Source organism: Eubacterium sp. SB2 (assembly GCF_001244405.1).
GTDB classification, from domain to species: domain Bacteria; phylum Bacillota; class Clostridia; order Lachnospirales; family Lachnospiraceae; genus Faecalicatena; species Faecalicatena contortus_B.
In genome coordinates, this window is record NZ_LN865153.1 from 452,261 (window position 1) to 472,126 (window position 19,866).

Annotated in this window: 21 protein-coding genes; 1 reads left to right on the forward strand and 20 read right to left on the reverse strand. The window is 47.8% G+C overall.

The annotated features are described in order from the left end of the window. Positions 1-184: 184 nt before the first annotated feature. The 14 genes from BN1938_RS14515 to BN1938_RS14580 form a co-directional block, all read right to left on the reverse strand. A complete protein-coding gene (locus BN1938_RS14515) occupies positions 185-1,390 on the reverse strand; it encodes a GGDEF domain-containing protein (RefSeq protein WP_050641290.1) in 1,206 nt (401 codons plus the stop codon). Between the two features lies 1 nt (position 1,391). Beyond that, complete coding sequence (locus BN1938_RS14520) at positions 1,392-2,606, reverse strand: GGDEF domain-containing protein (protein WP_050641291.1); 1,215 nt, start codon at positions 2,604-2,606, stop codon at positions 1,392-1,394. Between the two features lie 194 nt (positions 2,607-2,800). After that, positions 2,801-3,088, reverse strand: coding sequence for a DUF2325 domain-containing protein (locus tag BN1938_RS14525; protein ID WP_050641292.1), 288 nt, complete (start codon positions 3,086-3,088; stop codon positions 2,801-2,803). Positions 3,089-3,304: 216 nt separating this feature from the next. Continuing rightward, positions 3,305-4,966 carry a thiol reductant ABC exporter subunit CydC gene (gene cydC, locus BN1938_RS14530; protein ID WP_050641293.1) on the reverse strand — a complete coding sequence of 554 codons (1,662 nt, stop codon included), beginning with the start codon at positions 4,964-4,966 and terminating at the stop codon, positions 3,305-3,307. After that, on the reverse strand, positions 4,966-6,699 hold the full coding sequence (locus BN1938_RS14535) for an ABC transporter ATP-binding protein/permease (RefSeq protein ID WP_050641294.1): 1,734 nt from the start codon (positions 6,697-6,699) through the stop codon (positions 4,966-4,968). The genes cydC and BN1938_RS14535 overlap by 1 nt, the downstream gene beginning before the upstream one ends. Further along, positions 6,689-6,892, reverse strand: a complete 204-nt coding sequence (locus BN1938_RS14540; RefSeq protein ID WP_050641295.1) for a cytochrome b/b6 domain-containing protein — start codon at positions 6,890-6,892, stop codon at positions 6,689-6,691. Before BN1938_RS14540 ends, BN1938_RS14535 begins: the two co-directional genes overlap by 11 nt. Next, positions 6,889-7,239 (reverse strand): nitrous oxide-stimulated promoter family protein, encoded by a 351-nt coding sequence (locus BN1938_RS14545; protein ID WP_050641296.1) that lies wholly within the window; start codon positions 7,237-7,239, stop codon positions 6,889-6,891. Before BN1938_RS14545 ends, BN1938_RS14540 begins: the two co-directional genes overlap by 4 nt. Further along, positions 7,232-7,633, reverse strand: coding sequence for a YbaN family protein (locus BN1938_RS14550; protein ID WP_050641297.1), 402 nt, complete (start codon positions 7,631-7,633; stop codon positions 7,232-7,234). Before BN1938_RS14550 ends, BN1938_RS14545 begins: the two co-directional genes overlap by 8 nt. A 150-nt stretch (positions 7,634-7,783) precedes the next feature. Then, positions 7,784-8,017 carry a transcriptional repressor gene (locus BN1938_RS14555; RefSeq protein WP_082203020.1) on the reverse strand — a complete coding sequence of 78 codons (234 nt, stop codon included), beginning with the start codon at positions 8,015-8,017 and terminating at the stop codon, positions 7,784-7,786. Next, positions 8,007-8,147, reverse strand: a complete 141-nt coding sequence (locus BN1938_RS14560; protein ID WP_035312429.1) for a FeoB-associated Cys-rich membrane protein — start codon at positions 8,145-8,147, stop codon at positions 8,007-8,009. Before BN1938_RS14560 ends, BN1938_RS14555 begins: the two co-directional genes overlap by 11 nt. A gap of 56 nt (positions 8,148-8,203) precedes the next feature. Then, positions 8,204-10,387, reverse strand: a complete 2,184-nt coding sequence (feoB, locus tag BN1938_RS14565; RefSeq protein ID WP_050641299.1) for a ferrous iron transport protein B — start codon at positions 10,385-10,387, stop codon at positions 8,204-8,206. Positions 10,388-10,518: 131 nt separating this feature from the next. Continuing rightward, positions 10,519-10,740, reverse strand: coding sequence for a FeoA family protein (locus BN1938_RS14570; RefSeq protein WP_050641300.1), 222 nt, complete (start codon positions 10,738-10,740; stop codon positions 10,519-10,521). A 20-nt stretch (positions 10,741-10,760) separates the two neighbouring features. Further along, complete coding sequence (locus BN1938_RS14575; protein WP_153917169.1) at positions 10,761-10,973, reverse strand: FeoA family protein; 213 nt, start codon at positions 10,971-10,973, stop codon at positions 10,761-10,763. A 596-nt stretch (positions 10,974-11,569) separates the two neighbouring features. Then, positions 11,570-12,457 (reverse strand): RpnC/YadD family protein, encoded by an 888-nt coding sequence (locus BN1938_RS14580; protein WP_050641301.1) that lies wholly within the window; start codon positions 12,455-12,457, stop codon positions 11,570-11,572. A gap of 420 nt (positions 12,458-12,877) precedes the next feature. Here BN1938_RS14580 and BN1938_RS14585 point away from each other — a divergent pair, with 420 nt between their 5' ends. Beyond that, positions 12,878-13,237 (forward strand): metal-dependent transcriptional regulator, encoded by a 360-nt coding sequence (locus tag BN1938_RS14585; protein ID WP_050642706.1) that lies wholly within the window; start codon positions 12,878-12,880, stop codon positions 13,235-13,237. Between the two features lie 221 nt (positions 13,238-13,458). Here BN1938_RS14585 and BN1938_RS14590 read toward each other — a convergent pair whose 3' ends face one another. The 6 genes from BN1938_RS14590 to BN1938_RS14615 all read right to left on the reverse strand — a co-directional run bounded on the left by BN1938_RS14590 (position 13,459) and on the right by BN1938_RS14615 (position 19,860). Then, complete coding sequence (locus BN1938_RS14590) at positions 13,459-14,142, reverse strand: ROK family protein (protein ID WP_242843866.1); 684 nt, start codon at positions 14,140-14,142, stop codon at positions 13,459-13,461. 61 nt (positions 14,143-14,203) lie between these two features. Continuing rightward, a complete protein-coding gene (locus BN1938_RS14595) occupies positions 14,204-15,721 on the reverse strand; it encodes an FGGY-family carbohydrate kinase (RefSeq protein WP_050641302.1) in 1,518 nt (505 codons plus the stop codon). 33 nt (positions 15,722-15,754) lie between these two features. Further along, positions 15,755-17,074 (reverse strand): NAD(P)H-dependent oxidoreductase, encoded by a 1,320-nt coding sequence (locus BN1938_RS14600; protein ID WP_050641303.1) that lies wholly within the window; start codon positions 17,072-17,074, stop codon positions 15,755-15,757. Positions 17,075-17,087: 13 nt separating this feature from the next. Further along, on the reverse strand, positions 17,088-18,203 hold the full coding sequence (locus tag BN1938_RS14605; protein ID WP_050641304.1) for an alcohol dehydrogenase catalytic domain-containing protein: 1,116 nt from the start codon (positions 18,201-18,203) through the stop codon (positions 17,088-17,090). Further along, a complete protein-coding gene (locus BN1938_RS14610; protein ID WP_050641305.1) occupies positions 18,200-18,817 on the reverse strand; it encodes a KpsF/GutQ family sugar-phosphate isomerase in 618 nt (205 codons plus the stop codon). The genes BN1938_RS14605 and BN1938_RS14610 overlap by 4 nt, the downstream gene beginning before the upstream one ends. Next, on the reverse strand, positions 18,787-19,860 hold the full coding sequence (locus BN1938_RS14615; protein WP_050641306.1) for an ABC transporter permease: 1,074 nt from the start codon (positions 19,858-19,860) through the stop codon (positions 18,787-18,789). Before BN1938_RS14615 ends, BN1938_RS14610 begins: the two co-directional genes overlap by 31 nt. Positions 19,861-19,866 lie beyond the last annotated feature (6 nt).

Here is a 19,866-nt window from a genome sequence, read left to right on the forward strand (position 1 = left end):
ATGCCGCCTTGCGGCTATTTACCTTATCGCAGCGTGTGCATCCCTCCGGGAGGACTTTTTTATCTTATAGTCGAACTTTCCTATAAGAAAATCAGGGCTGAAATCTACAAAAGTAGATTTCAGCCCTGATTTTATACGCAATTACAAAGACTTATAACCAAAAATCTTTTGATACAAAAGTCCATTAGTCCCGCGCCATACGTTTTTTCCGTTTTTGCACATACATCTTTTTATCTGCTTCTCGAATCAACCCCTCGCAATCGGAGATCTCTGTACTCTCAACAATACCATAACTAAAAGAAAGCGGGTAGGGAAATCCACTTTCTGCCGCAAGATTTCGCAGCCTGTCATTGATCGCTTCCGCTTTCTTTTCAGCCTCTTCTGTACTCTTCCCCGCAAAAAGAAGCAGAAACTCATCGCCTCCATAGCGGAACATGGAGTCTCCGTTTCGACAGACACTTCGGATCTCCCTGACTGCTGTCAGAATATAGCGGTCCCCCTCCTCATGCCCATGTTGGTCATTGACGTTTTTGAGACCGTCCAGGTCCAGAAAGCATAAGGTAAAGCAGGCGCCCTCTGCCATCATTGCATTGACCGTTTCCTCCGCATACTGCCTGTTATAAAGCCCGGTCAGAGAATCGACAGCCGCCTGCCGTCTCAGATAGTGTGCTTCCCACTCCTGCTCCCTCAGTTCCTGTTCTATGCGCAGGTTTTCCTCCCGGTAATCTTCCAGCTCACAGATCCGGACCGTATAGCGTACGGCAATATAAAACCCAATCACGCTGAACAGACAGGATTTGATGCTCCATACCTTCAATAGCAGATCGTTTAGTGGTGTAGAGTACAGGAGCAGATTCAGGAACAGATAAAAAAAGAGGCCTGCCATCATTTCCAGCAAAAATGCATGATGCTGGGGATGGCTTAATATTAGGCGAAGCCGCTCAATAAAAACTGTGCTGAATACATGCATGATGGCGCCCGCCAATAGAAATCCCAACAGCACGGGTAACCCCTTCAGATTATCAGCATTCGTTATATGGTTATCAAAGCGCTGCAGAGGCAGATTCAACATAACCGCAATGATACTCCGGCAGAAAATATTGGCTGCAAGTCCATAGATAATCCCCGTAAGTGTACTGAACAGCGCACATTTTCCATCTCCTTTACCGAAGATAAGCGTTTCAAAAAACAAAAGAAACGCGAACAGAAACCAGTTTACAATTAATGGGAATTCTAACACGCTGCAGGCAACGAAGAACAGGTAATTGAGGATAAAACTGAGCAGGACGAACCGGACGCGTCTTTCCTGCATTTGACGAAGCTTTCCGGCCATCGAAAAATACTGCCAGTTAAAATAGTAATAAGCCGCAGCCGTGATCAGCAAAAGCATCTCATTCCCTCCTCTCTGATCCGTTCCTCTTTTGTTTATCCAGATACATCGCCTGATCAGCCCGGTGTAAGATTTGTTCTACGCTGCCGTTATAATTGTCTGTAACAAAAGCGATTCCGTAACTGAAAGAAAATGAGGGCCTGCATTGCTCCTCCATATGTATACGTATGGATTTCATCCGTTTTTCCGCTGCTTCCAGAGAACAACCGGGCAGCATGACAATAAACTCATCCCCGCCTACCCGTGCAAATACATCCGCCTTTCTCAGACAGGAACTAAGCTCTTTTGCAAAGCGTATAAGGTAGAGATCCCCTGCATGATGGCCCTCCCGGTCATTAATCTGTTTGAGGAGGTCCAGATCTATAAATACAAGAGAAAACGGTTCCTTCTCCTGCAGAAGAAATCCTATTCGTTCCGTGGCGTAGCGCCGTGTAAAGATTCCGGTCATTGAGTCCAGTACGATCTTACTGCGGAGTTCAGCAGCCGTCCGATTCTGCTCTTCCAGTCTTTCCATCAGATGATGGTGCTCCTCCTCCAGATAATGTACCTTCAGAATCCGGTAGAAATGACTGAGGAACCTGATCAGATAAAACTCCAGCAGCAGCGTGCTTCCGACTAAAAAAAGCGGCAGCAGCCCCCAGCTGATATCTGCAATGCACAGCACGCTGTCCAGCAGCAGGAAAATATTACAGAACCAGAGAAATATCATAAATGGCCGGACTTCCTCGCTCTCCGACTGCGTGCGGAGTACCTCCAGTATCATACCCCAGCGCGGGATCAGCCAGGCAGTCAAACTATTCGCAGCCAATACAACGCCGGCTGTGGCAATCCGCCAGGAGGGCTGCTGCAAAAGCTCGTTCATCTGTATCCCTGTCGCCAGTGAAATGGTACCAATCAGAATCATATGCAGCGCCATAGTTGTCAAATGGGTAAGATTAATCAGAAAAAGTTCTTGGGAGCGATACCGGCTGTTGCGGAGCAGCCGGGAGAGTTTCCCTCCATATGCCAAAATATAAAACAAGGGCAGAGGAATATTGACCATTCCCCAAAAGAAAAACAAAAGAAAAGCGGGGAGATAGTTCAAAATCCGCTTCAGTACCGTATTCTTTTGCTTGTATCCCAAAGTACTCATAGCGTGTTCTGATAAACAGGCAAAAAGAAGGGATAAAACGACGGGCACCAGAAGCCCCCAGCCAAGGTAGATCGGAAATGGCAATGTAATCCCTCCTTCTTCTGCGTTTCTCTCAGCTCTTTTCTCTATACATTGTTCATATTAACAGGATTTATTATATCAGACCTAAATGGAAAACACAATCTTATCTCCCTTTGGCCGCCGAATATCACTGCAACGTAAAAGCGTCCGGACTTCAATAATCCGAACGCCATCTTCATATAAACTATTCTTGGTGATTATGCGTTGCCACAGACGCCCCCTAATATTTCTTCGAGTGCATTCTTACTGCTTGTGTGGCATCTGATTACATCTGCATTGCATCTTCCTGCCTCATCCACAGCGCATTTCACCATTTTATGGGATACAGTATTCGTGAAGAGCACGATCAGATCCGGACTGCCAATCTGTTTTCCCAGCGCCGCAGACATCTGGGTAAATACCTTTGCTTTACAGTGGAACTGTTTACAGATTTTTTTATACTGACCTACCATACGGTCATGTCCTCCAATTATTACTATACTCATAAAATCCTCCTTATTGACTTTCTGCATAATTCTTCCATGTTATGATTCATATTCTAACGCTTTGCATTTTTAGTTAGTTTAAACTAACTCATATATATCATAACCGGTTTTATCCAAAAAATCAATAACATATACGGAAACTTTTTCTCAATTAGATGTCATTCTCTTCATTCAAATGCAAGGCTGACTTTCGTTGTCGGGAAATTTTATCGTTTCCTACATCTGCACTACTTTGTCAGCAATCCCCATTGTAGATTTTCTGTGAGAGACAAGCAGAATCAATTTCCCTTCTTTCTCTTTTTTCAGGCTCTTCAGTATGATGCCTTCGTTCAGGCTGTCAATGTTGCTGGTAGGTTCATCCAGCAGTATCATCCGGCTTTTGTGCAGAAAGGCCCTGGCAATCCCGATCCGCTGCTTCTCCCCGCCGGATATACAGTCTCCAAGCTCTGTCAGCCTGCTTTCATACCCTTTGGGCAGCGACATGATAAATTCATGGATGGACGCTTTCTTTGCCGCCTCCTCCACTTCCTGCCTGGTGGCATTCTCATCCGCAATCTTGATATTATTTTCGATCGTATCATGGAACAGAAATGTTTCTTGTGTCACATAGGACATGCCGCGGCGCAGGGAATTCGTCCGGATGTTGTTCACGTTTTCAGTTCCATAGGTAATCTTCCCCTGATCCGTCTCGTAAAAGCGCATCATCAGCTTCAGCAGAGTAGACTTCCCGCAGCCGCTTTTTCCGAATATCCCATGGATTTTACCAGGTTCAAAATCAGCGTTAAAGTTCTCCAGAACGCCATCCTGCTCCTCCTGATACCGGAAACTGATATCACGGCAGCAGGCGGCGCCTTCGCCCAGCGCTGCGCCGGCTATCACATCTTCTACAGCAGGCTTCTCCTCCAGGATATTAAGAACGCGGTTTCCGCTTGCAAGTGTATGATTCAGGTTGTTTGACAGTGCAGATAATGCCGCCGTAGGGCCAAAGGAACTCATCATAGCAATGACCGCTGTTACACCCTGGTAAAACTCCATTTTGCCCCCGCGGATAAGAAGACCGCAGAGAACCAGCATGAGAATCCCGGCGGCAAGAATCACCGTGTCTGTGGAAATCCGCTGCACGTTTTCATCTTTTTTCAGCCCTTTACTGGTCTTTTCCAGTTCTTCTGTCTGCTCCGCCATCTTCTCCATGCGCTTCTTGGTCTGTCCATACTGCAGCAGCTCTTCCAGCCCGTAAAGATTATCCAGCACGGCAGTGTTCAGCTCACCAAAAGAATCCCGGTACTTCTGTCCGCTGTCTTTTCCTTTTTTCCCGTTTAACAGGGGGATTACCACACCCACTGCCGCATAGGACACAAGAGCAAGCGCGCCTGCCCCAGGATGCTGAAGCCCGATGAATATGGTCATAAAGACCGATGTAATCACCGCAATGGCAGCCGGTGAAATGGTATGGGCATAAAACACCTCCAGCAGTTCAATATCACTGGTAATAATCGATATCAAGTTTCCCTTCCCGCTGCCGTCCAGTTTCGCCGGCGCCAGCTTTCTAAGGGATGCAAAAACTTTATGGCGGATTCTAGCCAGCAGTTTAAATGCGATGTAATGATTGCATGACTGCTCCGCATAGCGCAGAATCCCTCTGAATACAGCGAATATAATCAAAACGGCTGCGATCATATAAAATGGTTTTCCATCGTAAAGCCCCGCCGCGGACAGCAGGCCATATCCCCCAAAAACGGTCAGGAATGTGGCGGCAAGATTCCCTATACATCCCATAAGGACCGCCAGCGCCATAAGACCCAAAAGCGGTTTAACCATACCAATCAGCCCGGCCATCACCTGGAATGAACTCCTTGTTTTTTCTTCTTTATGTCCCATTATGCCGCCCCCTCTCCTGTATATTTTTCCAGTTCTTTCTGGCCTGTATAAAGCCTTGCGTAGTCTCCCTGCATCTTCATCAGCTCCGCATGGGTGCCCTGCTCCGCAATCCGGCCCTCCCTGATCATCAGAATCTGGTCTGCGCCAGTCACATTTGCCAGCCTGTGGGAAATCAAAAATACTGTTTTCGTGCCCGCAAGCCCGTGAATGACCTTCATGATCTGGTTCTCGCTTTCTGCATCAATGTTGGACGTCGCTTCGTCAAAGATATAGATATCGCTGTCGTGCAGTATGGCGCGTGCCAGGGCGAGGCGCTGTTTCTGGCCGCCGGACAGGTTCGATGCCTTCTCATCCAGCTGCATAGAAAGTCCTCCTTTTTCCATCACAGTTTCATACAGGCTGACCTGTCTGAGCACATCCAGCATCTCTGCCTCCGATGCGTCTTCCCTGCCCATCCGCAGGTTCTCCATGACCGTGCCCTTGAACAGGTAACTGTCATGACGGATCCTGGTAATCTTGCTGTAAAGCGTCTCCTCAGCCAGATCACGGATGCTGACGCCGCCGACGGTGACGTCTCCCTTATATGACACGTGATCCTGCATCAGAAGAGATGCGATGGTGCTCTTTCCGCATCCGGATTCGCCTACCAGCGCTGTGAATCCCTTCTGGGGCACTTCAAAACTGACGCCCTTTAGCACCTGCTTTTCCTCATCGTAGCCAAAGGATACATCCTGAAAGCGGACCTCATTGCCTTCCGTCCGACAGACCGTCCCCTTCTGCGGCACAGGTGCATCCAGAAGCAGGAAGATCTTATCCGCCGCTGCGTTACCGTTCATGGCTATGTGAAAGAAAGATCCAAGCAGGCGCAGGGGCAGGAAAAACTCGGCCGATATCATGATCATGAAGAAACACTCCTCCAGGCTAATCCTTCCTTTTCCAAATTCCAGGATACCCAGAATGATTCCCGCTGCGGCGCCCCCGTATGCGACCAGATCCATGACACTGATCGAATTCAGCTGCATAATCAGCACACGCATAGTGATCTTCCTGAACTTTTCTGCTTCCTCATCCATTTTCCTGGCATATCTGTCATCCGCCTGATAGATTTTCAGAGTGGTCAGCCCCTGGAGGTTCTCTAAAAAAGAATCCCCCAGTTCCGTGTACGTCCCCCAGTAGCGGTTCAGCATTTTCTTTGCAAATTTCTGTACTGCCACGATGGAAAGTGGAATCAGCGGCACACACAGAAGCAGGACAACTGCTGCCTTCATGTTCATGGTTCCCACGATCACAAACAGGGTCAGCGGGGCCAGCAGGCTGTAAAAGAACTGCGGTACATACTTCCCGAAATAGATCTCCAGCTGATCCACGCCTTCCGTACTGATCTGGACTGCCTCGGAGGTTGCAATCGTATCTCTGTACCTGCCGCCCAGTTCCATCAGCTTTGCATAGACTTTCTCCCGAAGGCGGCGTTTGACTTCCGTGGACGCCCGAAATGAGAACCTGCTGTTCAGAGAATTCATGATCCCCCTGACCAGAAGCACTGCTGCCAGAATCAATAGCATCCGCCAGATGCCGGCTGTCTCCAGGCTGCCCGTCCTCATATCACCTATAAAATCAGCTGCTGCCAGCATAAGAATTACATTCGCAAGCAGGATGCCCCACTGTGCGGCTACCATGCCGGCGACATATTTTTGATTATCCCGAAACTCTTTTAATAACCGTTTATGAAACATGTGCTTTTTTCCCCTTTCTGATTCTTCTCCCATAACGCGTGATATGACCGATCAGGAAGATACAGAATACGAGTCCTGACATCTTATGTAGGATTTTCACCGCCATCACGCCTCCCAGGGGGTGGATTAAAAATCCGGAAAGAACCATAATCACTGTTACAATATAAAACAAAACCTCACCATACTTTTTCATTGATGTGCCGCTCCCTTTCGCTTTTCTTTCAGTGTAACCATCACATGGCGGACCGCCAGTACCGGGTGTACCAGCAGCATTCTGGGTCCCGCATACCGCATAACCAGCCTGATCTGCTCCTGCATCTTTGGTGCATAACAGTGTACTGTGCAAGCGCTGCAGAACGTTTTAGTCTCCATAAACGGGCATTTTTCTGTCCGTTTCAGTGCGTATTCCCTCAGGCTTTCGCATGAGGGGCACAGTTCTTCTTTTGTATGATGATTTCCCCTGCAGTAAATGGAGATCATGGCATCCAGCATCTCCATCTCCTGCCTGCGCTTTTTCCCGGCATCTGTCTTATTATTCATTTACTGCGATCTCCCTGTTCTCGCTCTTTGCCGTCTTGATTTTAAAAGTAAAATAATAGATGTGGAACAGAGCAACCGCAAGAATCACCGCTTTTGCCTGCCATACAGGCACGATCAGAAAACTGATTGTAAAGATCAGGCACAGTGTACCGAGCGCTTTTTTCTTTGCAGCCTTCTCCATCTCTTTCTTGTTCACGGCTGGCTCTACATATTTCTGGTACATTATGGTTGACAAAAACCATGTGTGAAACTTTTCTGAACCCCTGGCAAAGCAGACCGCCGCCAGTATCAGAAACGGAGTTGCCGGAAGAAGCGGAAGGATAATCCCCACGACCCCCAGTCCGACAAAAAAAAATCCCAGCGCAATAAATATACCATTGATAATCTTTTTCATATTCACCTCTTTTTGATCATACATTTCCTTTTTATCCCAATTTAAAAGCGCTTAGTGGGAGTGTCTCTCATTAAGCGCTATAATTGTTTTATAATGCCACAGAGGCAGAAGCGTCCTGTTCATACAGGCAGCCGTACCTTTTCTCCTGTCTCAGAGAATGAGTACCAGCTTCCGGTTCATTGCCCCGATTTCTTCCAGGGTGTTCACCATTCTGTATACCGTTGCCATGCCGATCTTATGGTCGATCTGGGCTGCTTTATAATAAATTTCCTTGCAGCTCTGACATTCATCTTCCAGAATGATATCGATTAACACGAGACGCTGCTTCGTAATCCTGCATCCGTTCTCTTTTAGTTTCTCAATGATCAACTCTTTACTTTCCACAATGACCTCCGCAATGTTTACAGTCCCCGCCGCACTGAATTGATTTACCGTTCTTTTTATCCCGTATCATGCCGCGGATTACAAGTGCAACCGCACCCACTACGATAGCTCCCGCCAGAAGTGTTCCCATAGAAGCTGCCTCCTTTCATACAGGAACCGGCTGAATATCGGTTCCTGAATTCTTTGTTACTTGGCTCTTGCCAGATTCTTTGTGTTAACTTTTAACGTTTTACTCTCTTTATATGGCCTTACTAACAGATAAACAAATCCAATCACAAGAATAATTGCCGCAACAACTCCAACGCCAAAGGTTCCCGCCGTAATAAATGTTCCGATCTGATATACACAGAGTGCAACTACATATGCGAGCAGTGTCTGATATCCTACTGCAAACCAGAACCATTTTGCGTTGTTCATCTCTCTCTTAATCGCGCCCATTGCTGCAAAGCATGGTGCACACAGGAGGTTGAATACAAGGAAGGAATATGCTGCAACTGCGGTCATGCTTCCTGCAAGTGATCCCCAGATTTCGTTGCCTTCCTCTGCCACTTCCGCGAAGCCATAGAGGATACCGAATGTACCGACTACATTTTCCTTTGCTACCAGGCCAGTGATTGCCGCAACCGCTGATCTCCAGTCTCCCCATCCAAGCGGAGTGAATATCCAAGCGATTCCGTTGCCAACTGCCGCCAGGATGCTGTGATCTAATTCCATATCTTCAAGCATTCTGAACTGACCGTCGATCCATCCGAAGTAGGAAGTAAACCATACCAGGATCGTGGAGAGCAGGATGATGGTTCCGGCTTTTTTGATAAAGGACCAGCCGCGTTCCCACATGCTGCGAAGTACATTTCCCACAGTTGGAAGGTGATATGCCGGAAGTTCCATAACAAACGGAGCCGGATCGCCTGCAAACATTTTTGTTTTCTTTAAAATAATCCCGGAGCAGATGATCGCAGCAATTCCTACGAAGTAAGCGCTTGGCGCCACCCACCAGGCTCCGCCGAACAAAGCGCCTGCGATCAGTGCCACGATCGGCAGTTTCGCACCGCACGGAATGAAGGTTGTCGTCATGATCGTCATCTTGCGGTCTCTGTCATTCTCAATCGTACGGGATGCCATAATTCCCGGTACGCCGCACCCGCTGCCAATAAGCATTGGGATAAAAGATTTTCCGGAAAGTCCAAATTTACGGAAGATTCTATCCATGATAAATGCAACTCTGGCCATATATCCGCATGCCTCCAGGAAAGCAAGGAAGATAAACAGTACAAGCATCTGCGGTACAAACCCGAGCACCGCACCGACACCGGCTACAATACCATTCAGGATCAGTCCCTGCAGCCATGCCGCACAGCCGATCGCATTCAGTCCGGATTCAATCAGAACCGGGATGCCGGGGACCTCCAGCCCGAACAGGCTCCAGCCGTCGCCGAACAATCCGTCATTTGCCCAGTCCGTAGCCCAGGTGCCCACCGTTGTGACCGACACATAGTAGACAATAAACATGACAACCGCAAAAATCGGAAGCGCCAAAAACCGGTTTGTAACAATTCTGTCGATCTTGTCGGAAACCGTCATCTTTCCTCGGCTGCTCTTAGTATAGCACTCATCTATAATAGAAGAAATATAAACATACCTTTCATTTGTAATAATGCTCTCGGTATCATCATCCATCTCTTTTTCTATGGCATTGATCTCTTCCTTAACATCGGGTACAAACTTCATCTGGGAAGAAATCTTGTCATCCTTCTCGAGAAGCTTGATCGCGAAAAACCTCTTCTGGTCCTCCGGTACGCCGCTGCCGATTTTGTTCTCCACCAGATTCAGTATATCTTCTACCTCCGGTGCAAATTTGTGAACCGGAGGCGCTGCATTTCTGCTCTTTGCAATCTTCACAGCCCTCTCTGCAGCCTTTGTAACTCCATTTCCCTTCAGCGCTGAGATTTCAACAACTTCGCAGCCCAGTTTTTTGCTCAGCTTATCAATATGAATCTTGTCTCCGCTCTTCTCGACCACATCCATCATATTTACTGCCATGACAACCGGTATTCCCAGTTCCATGAGCTGTGTGGACAGATAGAGATTTCTTTCAATATTCGTTCCGTCTACAATGTTCAGTATCGCATCCGGCTTTTCATTGATAAGATAATTTCTTGCAACTACTTCCTCCAGTGTGTACGGTGAGAGGGAGTAGATACCCGGAAGGTCCATGATGATAACATCCTTATTCCCTTTCAGTTTTCCTTCTTTTTTCTCAACCGTAACCCCCGGCCAGTTCCCTACAAACTGATTGGAACCGGTCAGAGCGTTAAACAATGTCGTTTTTCCGCAGTTCGGATTTCCTGCCAAAGCAATTTTAATAGCCATTTTACCCTTTCCTCCTGACAACAATTCAAGCTAATCAACTTATTGTGTTCTATATTCTTTCAAGTCTGCCCTTGAATTAGTCACCGCTAACCAGCAGGTGAAAAATTAGATGCAGAAATGTCCGCTATGATCTATTCAACCAGAATCATCTCCGCATCTGCTTTGCGCACAGACAGCTCATACCCTCTGACTGTGATCTCCAAAGGATCGCCCAGGGGCGCTACCTTTCTCACGAAAACATCCACACCTTTTGTGATTCCCATATCCATAATACGTCTCTTTACCGGGCCTTCACCAGTCAGTTTCGTCACCCTGGCCGTCTCACCGCACGGTATCTCCTTTAATGTCTTCATTATCTTGTTTCTCCTTCCCTTTAGCCAACCATGATTTTATTTGCCATATCCCTGCCAATGGCAACCCTGGATTCTTTTACGTTAACAATCATATTTCCTCCGATTACTGAGACAACCGTAACTGTCCCACCGGCAACAAAACCAAGGTTCTCCAGAAATCTCCTGGTCTCTTCCTTACCTCCGACTTTGCGGATAACATTGGGCTCGCCTTCTCTCATCATTGTCAATGGCATCACTTTTCATCTTCTTTCTTTGGAATAGTTGATAATACTTTTCATTTACAAGGTTAGTATAATCTAACTTCCAGTATTTGTCAAGCACTTTTATGAATCGGGATTCAGCGACTAGCTTCAGTCTCGGCGCGGATGGGGGGACGCCAAGCAAACTGTAAGCCGCAAGTCCTCCGGCCTGTATGGTCGGTTTAAAATCCTGACCGCTTAACGAAGAAGCTCTAAGAGATCCAGAGGCACCCGGAAGGGCACATCCGGCATGCGCTGAAAAAATTGATATTTTTTCAGCACAGGCCGGATTGACAATTGATTTCGGAGAATCAATTGTCATCCCTTCCGGATGCCTCTGGCTCTCTAAGAGCTTCTAATCGTCCGCTATAAGGCGTTTTAAACCGACCATACAGGCCGGAGGACTTGCGGCTTACAGCTCGCTTGGCTGGTTCATCCGACCGGCAGTAAAGAACTCGTTTCCAGGTTGGGAGCCCGAGACGGGGGAGGCGGATGAAGTTGGGTATGCGTATCATGCATCCTGCTTAACTACCGTTTGGACTCACCCCGTCATTCGCGTCCCCCATCCGCGCCGAGGCTAAAGCTCGTCGCTAAACCCCGAATATTTGAAATTCTTTAAATAAACTTTCACAAAATTCTTTGTCTGCAGTCGCACGTTTTAAATCCTCAAATCTCCCAGCCTCTATAAGCAGCCTTGTCAGTTCAAGTACACTTTCAGCACCTTCTATTTTACCTTCGATTCTTCCCTCTTCTCTGCTGGCTTCTCTTTCCTGGCGCATATGTTTTTCTTCATCGTATTCATAAATACTCACGCTTTTCGCCTCCGCTCTGTTCTTACTAAGAAATTCTTTCAAAATTCCTTTAGAAATACATTCCGTAATCGCCTTTTCTACAGCCTCTTCCAGGTTCATTGTTCTTGCGTAAGTTCGCACCATAGAGGTATAGACCGAATAATCGTGCAACGTCCTGCAGCTTTCCAGCAACTCCTGGTTATAACCTGGATTTATATTCAGCATCAGGGCCTCCAGTTCAAGCGATGGAGCCTCTTCCGGAATTGTATACATATTAGATAACTTTAGGGTCTGTGAACCCGGCTGCTCCGCTTCGCCATTATAGAAGATAACAAAACGCGGAGCCGGTATCCGGATAACTCGCGTTCCGTATAAATTGGCTTCTCTTGTTTCGGCAGAATACAAATCCGACACATAAAAGAGATAACGAAGCGGAAGATTGGGGCTGTAGGTTGACTGGTGTTCATAGAGTGCAAGCCTTGAGTCAATGATAAAAGATACATCGTTATGCATGGACAAATAAATTGCATTCTCCAAGGTATTGATCTCTAATAATTCCGGGTCTCCATAGTCTGTTGTGTTCATCGCATTATACAACTTCAGCAGCTCATTCCTGTCACTGAATACCAGTTCAAATAATCTGGACTTATAATTACGGTTTGGTTTTGTTTGTTCGGTTCTACTCATAGTACCTCCTTTGTTTTTGGCGCAGGAGGTTTGAAAACCTTATCCAGTCTTATGAAACCTCGCTGCTGTTCTTGTGGGTTTGCAAGCATTGAGATTTCCATGGTTGATTTCCTAATATTAGGAAGATTTGCTTCAGATGTGACGGATGCCACTTAGAATAATTAGAAATATAATGCTGTATATTAATTTTAGCATAAGGTATTTCATTTAACTAGTGTATTTGTAACATAAAAAAGTTACTGTTTACAGGCCTGCCTGGGAACAGTAACACATAATAAATATATGGTTTTTATAATGTGATTGCCCTGTACAGTAAAATATGTTAACATATATCCAATATCCAAAGATTATTTGTAACACTTTAGGCAGACCTGAACTGTTACGATTATTTACAAAAATACGGAGGTAAATTAAATGCCTATGAAAACAAATGAATCCGCTGAAAACTATCTGGAAACCATCCTGATCCTGAGCAAAGCACAACCAGCGGTGCGTTCTATAGATATTGCAGAAAAACTGGGGTTTAAGAAGTCCAGTGTCAGCGTTGCAATGAAGCATCTTCGGGAAAATGAGCATATCACGGTGTCAAAAGAGGGGTTTATTACTCTGACGGAAACTGGCAGGGAAATTGCCGAAATGATCTATGAAAGACACGAACTTCTGACCGCATGGCTTGTACGCCTGGGAGTAGACCAGGATACAGCGGCCGACGATGCATGCAAGATCGAGCATGTGATAAGTAAAGAAAGCTTTGATGCGATTAAACAACACATCCATTGATGAAAACAGACAGGGCACATATTCCTATGAAACATATGTGCCCTGTCTGTTTTTATATAATAGGAAAGTGCTCTGCCCTTTCCTAAAAAGCCCTCCGGGCGGGATGCACACGCCGCGATAAGGTATATAGCCGCAAAGCGGCATCGCGGCGGCGCCAAAGTGTGCAAGCCCCTCATGAGTGAGGGGTTGGGAAGCCCCTGTGGGCTTGCCCACTTTGTTCTTTATTGTATGGAATCTGCCGTCTCTTCTATCCATGCATTTCTTGTCATGTAGAAACATCCGCGCATCATATGATATTCGTCATACTTTGCCGCCCTGATCTCTGCATGTATCGGAATTGCGTCATTTTTCATATCTTCCAGAAACGTCTGAAAATGTTCTGTTATCAGTTTGCTGTATCCATCCCGGCTGCTGTCTACCACGATCCTGGTCGGATTATATACCCACAGCAGATTGTAAAGCACCTTGGAAATTGTCTTTAGTACCGGCGTCATAATCTCAACTGCCAGCGCATCCTGTTCCTGATGCAGCACGAGCAGTTCCGTAAAAGAAATATCGAGTCCATATTCCTTCATCCTTTTTTTCACGGCTGAAATCGAGACAATCTCTTCCAGAGTAACATAGTTATCCCCATATCCATCCATGGATACAAGCATTTTCCCCACTTCTCCCGCCATATTCCCCGCTCCTTCAACAGCCTCGTTTTTGTGGATAAAGAATCCGCCCACACCATAGCCGCAGTAGAAATAAAACTGGCTTTCCATTTCCGGGTTCAGGCTGTCATATTCGGATCTGGCCGCTGCAAAAACGTCGTGAAGAATTTGTATATTCTTGATTGCAAACTCGTTTTCGAAGAGTTCCCTGATATGCAGTTGTTTAAATGCCGGTATCAGGTCATAGTTCACCTGATCCGCCTCACTGTTTGTTTTTCACAGACCGTCACGGCTCACGGTAAGCGCCCCCCCTTCATACTCCCAAATGATACACCCCACTTAGCCTCTCATAAAGCATTTGATACTGCATGTATTGTTCGTTGTATTTTTTGGCCTGTTCCGGACAGGGAGAATAACTTTTGTCTGTTCTTACCATCTTCTTTGCAGCCTGTCTTACTGTATCGTAAAGCCCTGCCCCTGCAGCCGCCAGTACGGCTCCACCCAGGCATCCGGCTTCTTTGCATTCCAGTGTCTCAATCATCTGCCCCGTCACATCTGCCTTTGTCTGGAGCCACAGAGGTGAACGTGCGCCCCCGCCTGCTGCCCTCAGCCTCCTGATCCGGATCCCGGCTTTTTCCATCGTATCCATGTTAAACCTTAATTCGTAGCATAAGCTGTCCAGAATTCCCTTCAGGATGTCATGCCTGGTACTCGAAAGCGTCAAGCCCACTATTGCCCCTTTACTTTCCATATCACATAAAGGGGTGCCGCTACCGTTAAAATGCGGCAGGACCAGAACCGGGGACGGGCCTGCGGGACATTTGCTCTGCGCATAGTCGTAGTAGTCAAGATTCTGCCTTTTCGCTTCCTCCAACTCCCGGTATCCGAACTGATCCCTGTACCATTGCTGCAATATACCGCCAACCTGCATATGCGCGAAGGTAAAATACTGTCCCGGAACTGCATGATCATAGCAGGAGTAATAACTATCATGCATATTTGGAGTCAAGATCTTTTCGGGATAGGTAACTGATAATACTTCTGCCGTTCCGGTTGTGTCTAACCCCATCCAGTCTTCGGTTACCCCTGCCCCGACAGCGCAGACCGGCTGATCATGCCCGCCCGCCACCAGCAGCGGGCAGTTCTTCAGGCCAATCTGTCCGGCCAGGCCCCGGGATAGTCTTCCAATGCTGTCTCCCGATTTACAGACCGGAGATAGTAATTCTTCCGAAATCCCCATGTTCTGCAATAGCCGCTGGGACCATTTTTCTTCGGCTAAGCTGTATCCCATTGAGCGGCTGGCCATCGTATGATCCAGCACAGGCTCTCCGCCCAGTCTCTGAAAGATAAACTCTTCATAAGTGATAAACCGCCATGCCTTTTCCGCGATTTGCGGCCTTTCATCCAGAAACCACATGATTTTTGCCATCATATTGATAGGATGAAGCGGCTGGCCCGTCTCCTGATACAGCTGCCATGCATCATAATTTTCCTGATACCATTTACATTGTTTCCGCGGCCTGTAGTCCATTCCTAAAACCGCCGGATGCAGGACTTGAAAAGACCTGTCCACAGGAATGACCGCATCCCCCTGCACGCTCAGGCTCATTGCTTCTGCGCGGCTGATTCCTGCACGCTCTACCGCCTCCTGCATACACTCCGTCAGAAGAGAAAATACCTGATCCGGATCCTGCTCGGCCTGGAGCGGTTCTTTAGAAATCACAGCATATTCTCTGTAACCGCGCCCGTATTGCCTGCCGTCCTGGTCAAAGACCATAGCCTTGCATCCCGTTGTCCCAACATCCAGTCCTATTAGATATGCTTCGCCCACAACATTTCCTCCTAATATGCCCGTATAAGATTTCTATTGTGCCTGCATGGCGGCGCCGCACAGAAGCTGATCCTGCATCCGCCGAAGCTGAAGCAGTACCGAATCTTCGTTCAGTTCAACCATATCATAGGTAATCACTTCATCCTTACGCACATCCACTTTCATCCGCGCCCCTTTTGCCAGACCTACGGGAAGCATGTTTCCTTTTCTTGCCACGTCTGCCAGTTCAATGCTGGCGCGATAGCAGTACTCTCCAATCGCATCCAGAACGACTCCCGCCTTCAGATCTTTCTTTGCAATGGTAATACATTCACTGGTCAGGTGGTCCATAGGCTGACCGGTGGACTCTCCATATACCGCCTCCTGCACCGCTGTGATCGGTGTTTCGATCGAACATAAATGATAGGGACGGTACAGCAGATAGTTTGGTCCGTTCCCCATGTCTCTCTGAACAAGCCCATCAATAATCCTTTGGTTATCTGTCGTAACGACAACAAAAATTCCGGGTGCGATGTCTCCTATTGCAAAGTCTACCACGCCTTCTTTTTCCAAAATCCCGCCCTGGCTTTTCAGGCTGTAAACCTGCGTAAGATCTTTGACATTACATTTTGCACCGTGCATGCCCCGCACGTCGGGCACCAACCCCGTTGCATTGGAAACCGCACACATTTCAATCATCGTCTTAGAACCATCCACAAATTCTATGAGCATCCGAGGCGCCATCTGCCGGGCAGCCGCTTTGTCTGCCCACTCTTTCATTCCAGGATTTGCATAAATATCCAGTGGGTTGTTCTTCCCTTTCCCAGCCGCAACGACTTGAAACCCCAGAGCTTTCGCAAACCGGTATACTTCACAGATAGACCCTGGTTCATCACCAGCCGTCAGCGAATAAACAATGCCTGCCTGATCACAGAGTTTTCTTAGGATCGGACCAACCGTTACATCACATTCTACGTTCATCATCACAATATGCCTTTTATGGAAAATGCATTCCATCGTCACTCTTGCTCCCATTTCAGGAGACCCGGTGGCATCAATCACTACCTGCGTCCGGCTTGCCGCAACTGCCAGCCGGTAATTAGAAGATGCAACTTTTTTCCCCGCCGAAACTGCCTCCTCGGCAGTCTCCAGGCTGTCTGTTACGACAATATCCCCTGCCTGATATCCCGCCTGCCGATATCCGTCCACGGCAATCGCAGGATCGACGTCTACCACAATGTCACACTCGATCCCCTTCATTTTGCTGATCTGTGCCACAATATCCTTCCCCATCTGGCCGCAGCCAATCAGGCTTACACGGATAGGAGTCCCTTTCGCTTCCAGTTCCAGAAGCTTGCTGTCTATTTCGTACATATTCCTCTCCTTTCTACTCTACCGGGTCTGTGTATTCTGCCGGTTCTGTCTGTCCGGCTGGTTCAGTTCCTGTTTCCAGCCACGGATCTATCATCACCTTCAGCGCTTTTCCCTGGCTGATCATCTCCATTCCTTTCACCACATCATCCAGCGGAACCCTTGCGGTAATATACCGTTTTGCATGGATATGCCCGTCTGCCAGTGCAGACAGCGCGTCAGCCAGACCTGTGGCCGGATAGGAAAAAGCCCCGGTTACTGTGATTTCCCCGTAGTGAATTAAGTTGGAATTCAGGCTGCTCATCTCCCCGGTTTTCGATACGCCTCCATAGATGACAATCCTGCCCCTCTTACGCACCATTTCAAGCGCTTCCTGCTGCACCGCAGCCGTAGGCACTGCACAGATTACAATATCCGCTCCGATTCCATCTGTACACGCACGCACTTCATGAACCAGTTCTTTCACCGGCCTTGACCCATCTAAAAGCAGGTCCGGCCCAAAGGCCGCCGCCATCTCCAGTTTATCTCTGCCTACCATGATGATCCTGGACACGCCTCTGGAACGTGCCACTTCACAGTGCAGGCAGCCCACGGGGCCATCCCCTATAATGACCACCGTTTCCCCCAACGACACCTGATTCCGCTCCTGGCATGCAAGAACCGCAGAGCAGGTCTCAGCAAAGGCTGCATGTTCATAACTCATATTTTCGGGTATCCGTTCTACAAATCCCCTTTGAAGCACTTCGCCCGGAAGGGCTATATATTGGGCATAGCCGCCCGGATAGTGGGTTCCAAGCATCTTATGGTGTTCACAGAGATTCACTAGTCCTCTTTTACAATACCAGCAGTGTCCGCAGCTCACATCCGGGGCCAAAGCCACACGCTCTCCCGGTTGGAATAATATAGCCTTCTCTCCGGCTTCCACGATCTCTCCCGCAATCTCATGCCCCATGATTTGATTTCGGATACCGTCTTTCAGCCCATTATGGTAATTCCGCACATCGCTCCCGCATATTCCGCAGGCGTGGATTCGAATCAGAATGCCATCCGGCGGACAGCTGGGAATCGGCATGGACTCAAGCTCTATCCGTTCCACATCCTTAAATACTGCCGCTTTCATGTTTCCTCTCATATCACATCCTCTGCCTTTCCCAGCAGCCTCTCCCCCACGGCGCCGCCGGGGTGGATGACCGCAAACTGTTCTTTTGTGTAACCTGTCAGCTGCATCATTGTGATGCAGATCGCGTCAAACATTGAGATTACCGCCAGTGTGCTTGCCGTTGCCAGCATATTGAAACGGCATGGTTCCCGTTCAACTTTAATCTGCATATAGATATCTGCTTCACGCGCTAATATTGATTCAGGATTTTCCGATACACTGATAAGCGCAGCTCCTTTTTTCTTACAGGCCGGTATCAGCCGGACCAGTTCCTGGGTATTCCCCCCTTTGCTGATCAGGATCACCAGATCTTCTTTCTGCACAGCCCCAAGTCCTCCGTGCACCGCATCCGAGGGCGTCAAAAACAAAGCCGACCGCTCCACACAGTTTAAAGAGTGGACAATTTTCTTTGCTGCCATGGCCGATGTCCCGCAGCCTGACAGAATAATCTTACCTTTGCACTCCCGAATTGCCTGTACTGTCAATAAAATCCCCTCGCGATCAGGAATCTCGCATAATTTCCGCAATGCATCCGCTTCCATACCGATACTCCTGTCTATTTCCTTAAGAATCTCCTGTTCATCCATACCATCCGCCTCCCTCTAATTTTGTAACAGTTCAGACAGGCCTGAACTGTTACCAAATTTTTACTTCTGGTCGCAAGGCTCATCCGCAAGATGTCTATATATACGGATAAAACAATAATGACGCCTTTTACAATCAGCTGTATATAAGAATTCACACCTGCCAGATTCAAAATGTTGCTTATAACCCCCATCATCAGACAGCCGACCAATGTGCCGAACAGAGTGCCGCTTCCGCCGGTCATGGAGACACCGCCGACTACGCAGGACGCGATTGCATCCAGTTCGGCGCCCTCCCCAATTGTAGGCTGCCCGGAACCAAGCCTTGAGATTAAAAGGATTCCGGAGCACGCTGACATAAATCCCGAAATCATGTATACAACAATGATTGTGCGGTCCGTATTGACACCCGAATACCGTGCCGCAACCAGATTCCCCCCGACCGCATAAATGCGCCTCCCGAATTTGGTCTGATTGAGCACGACCCAGAGTACCGCAAATGCAATCACCATGTAAACAGCCGGCAGGGGAAAGATCCCTATGTAGCCCCCTCCAATACTTGTAAACAATCCCTTAGAAAAAACCACCGGCTTCCCGTTTGTCATCACATAACATGCACCCCGCAGCACATTCATCGTAGCCAGCGTTGCAATAAAAGCCGGTATCCTCATCTTCGTAATCAGAGCCCCGTTCAGCGCTCCAAACAGCAGTGCCGCCACCAGGGCCAGTCCGATTGCGGCGAATGTATGCATTCCCTTCTGTGCGATCAGAATGCTGGTGAGGCATCCGCATAAAGTCATAAATGAACCTACGGATAAATCAATATTCCCTGTAAGGATGACATAGGTCATCCCAAAAGCACACAGTGCAGTGCAGGCATTTGTCCGCAAAATAGTCATCATATTGCTGACGGTGCAGAATCGGGGATTTACAACCGAGCTTATCACAAAAATCAGTACAAAAGCAGCCAGCACTCCGCCATTCACCTTCAAGACATCCACCACGTTCACCTTCCGGCTGCCGGGTGATTTTTCAATTTCTTTCATGACATT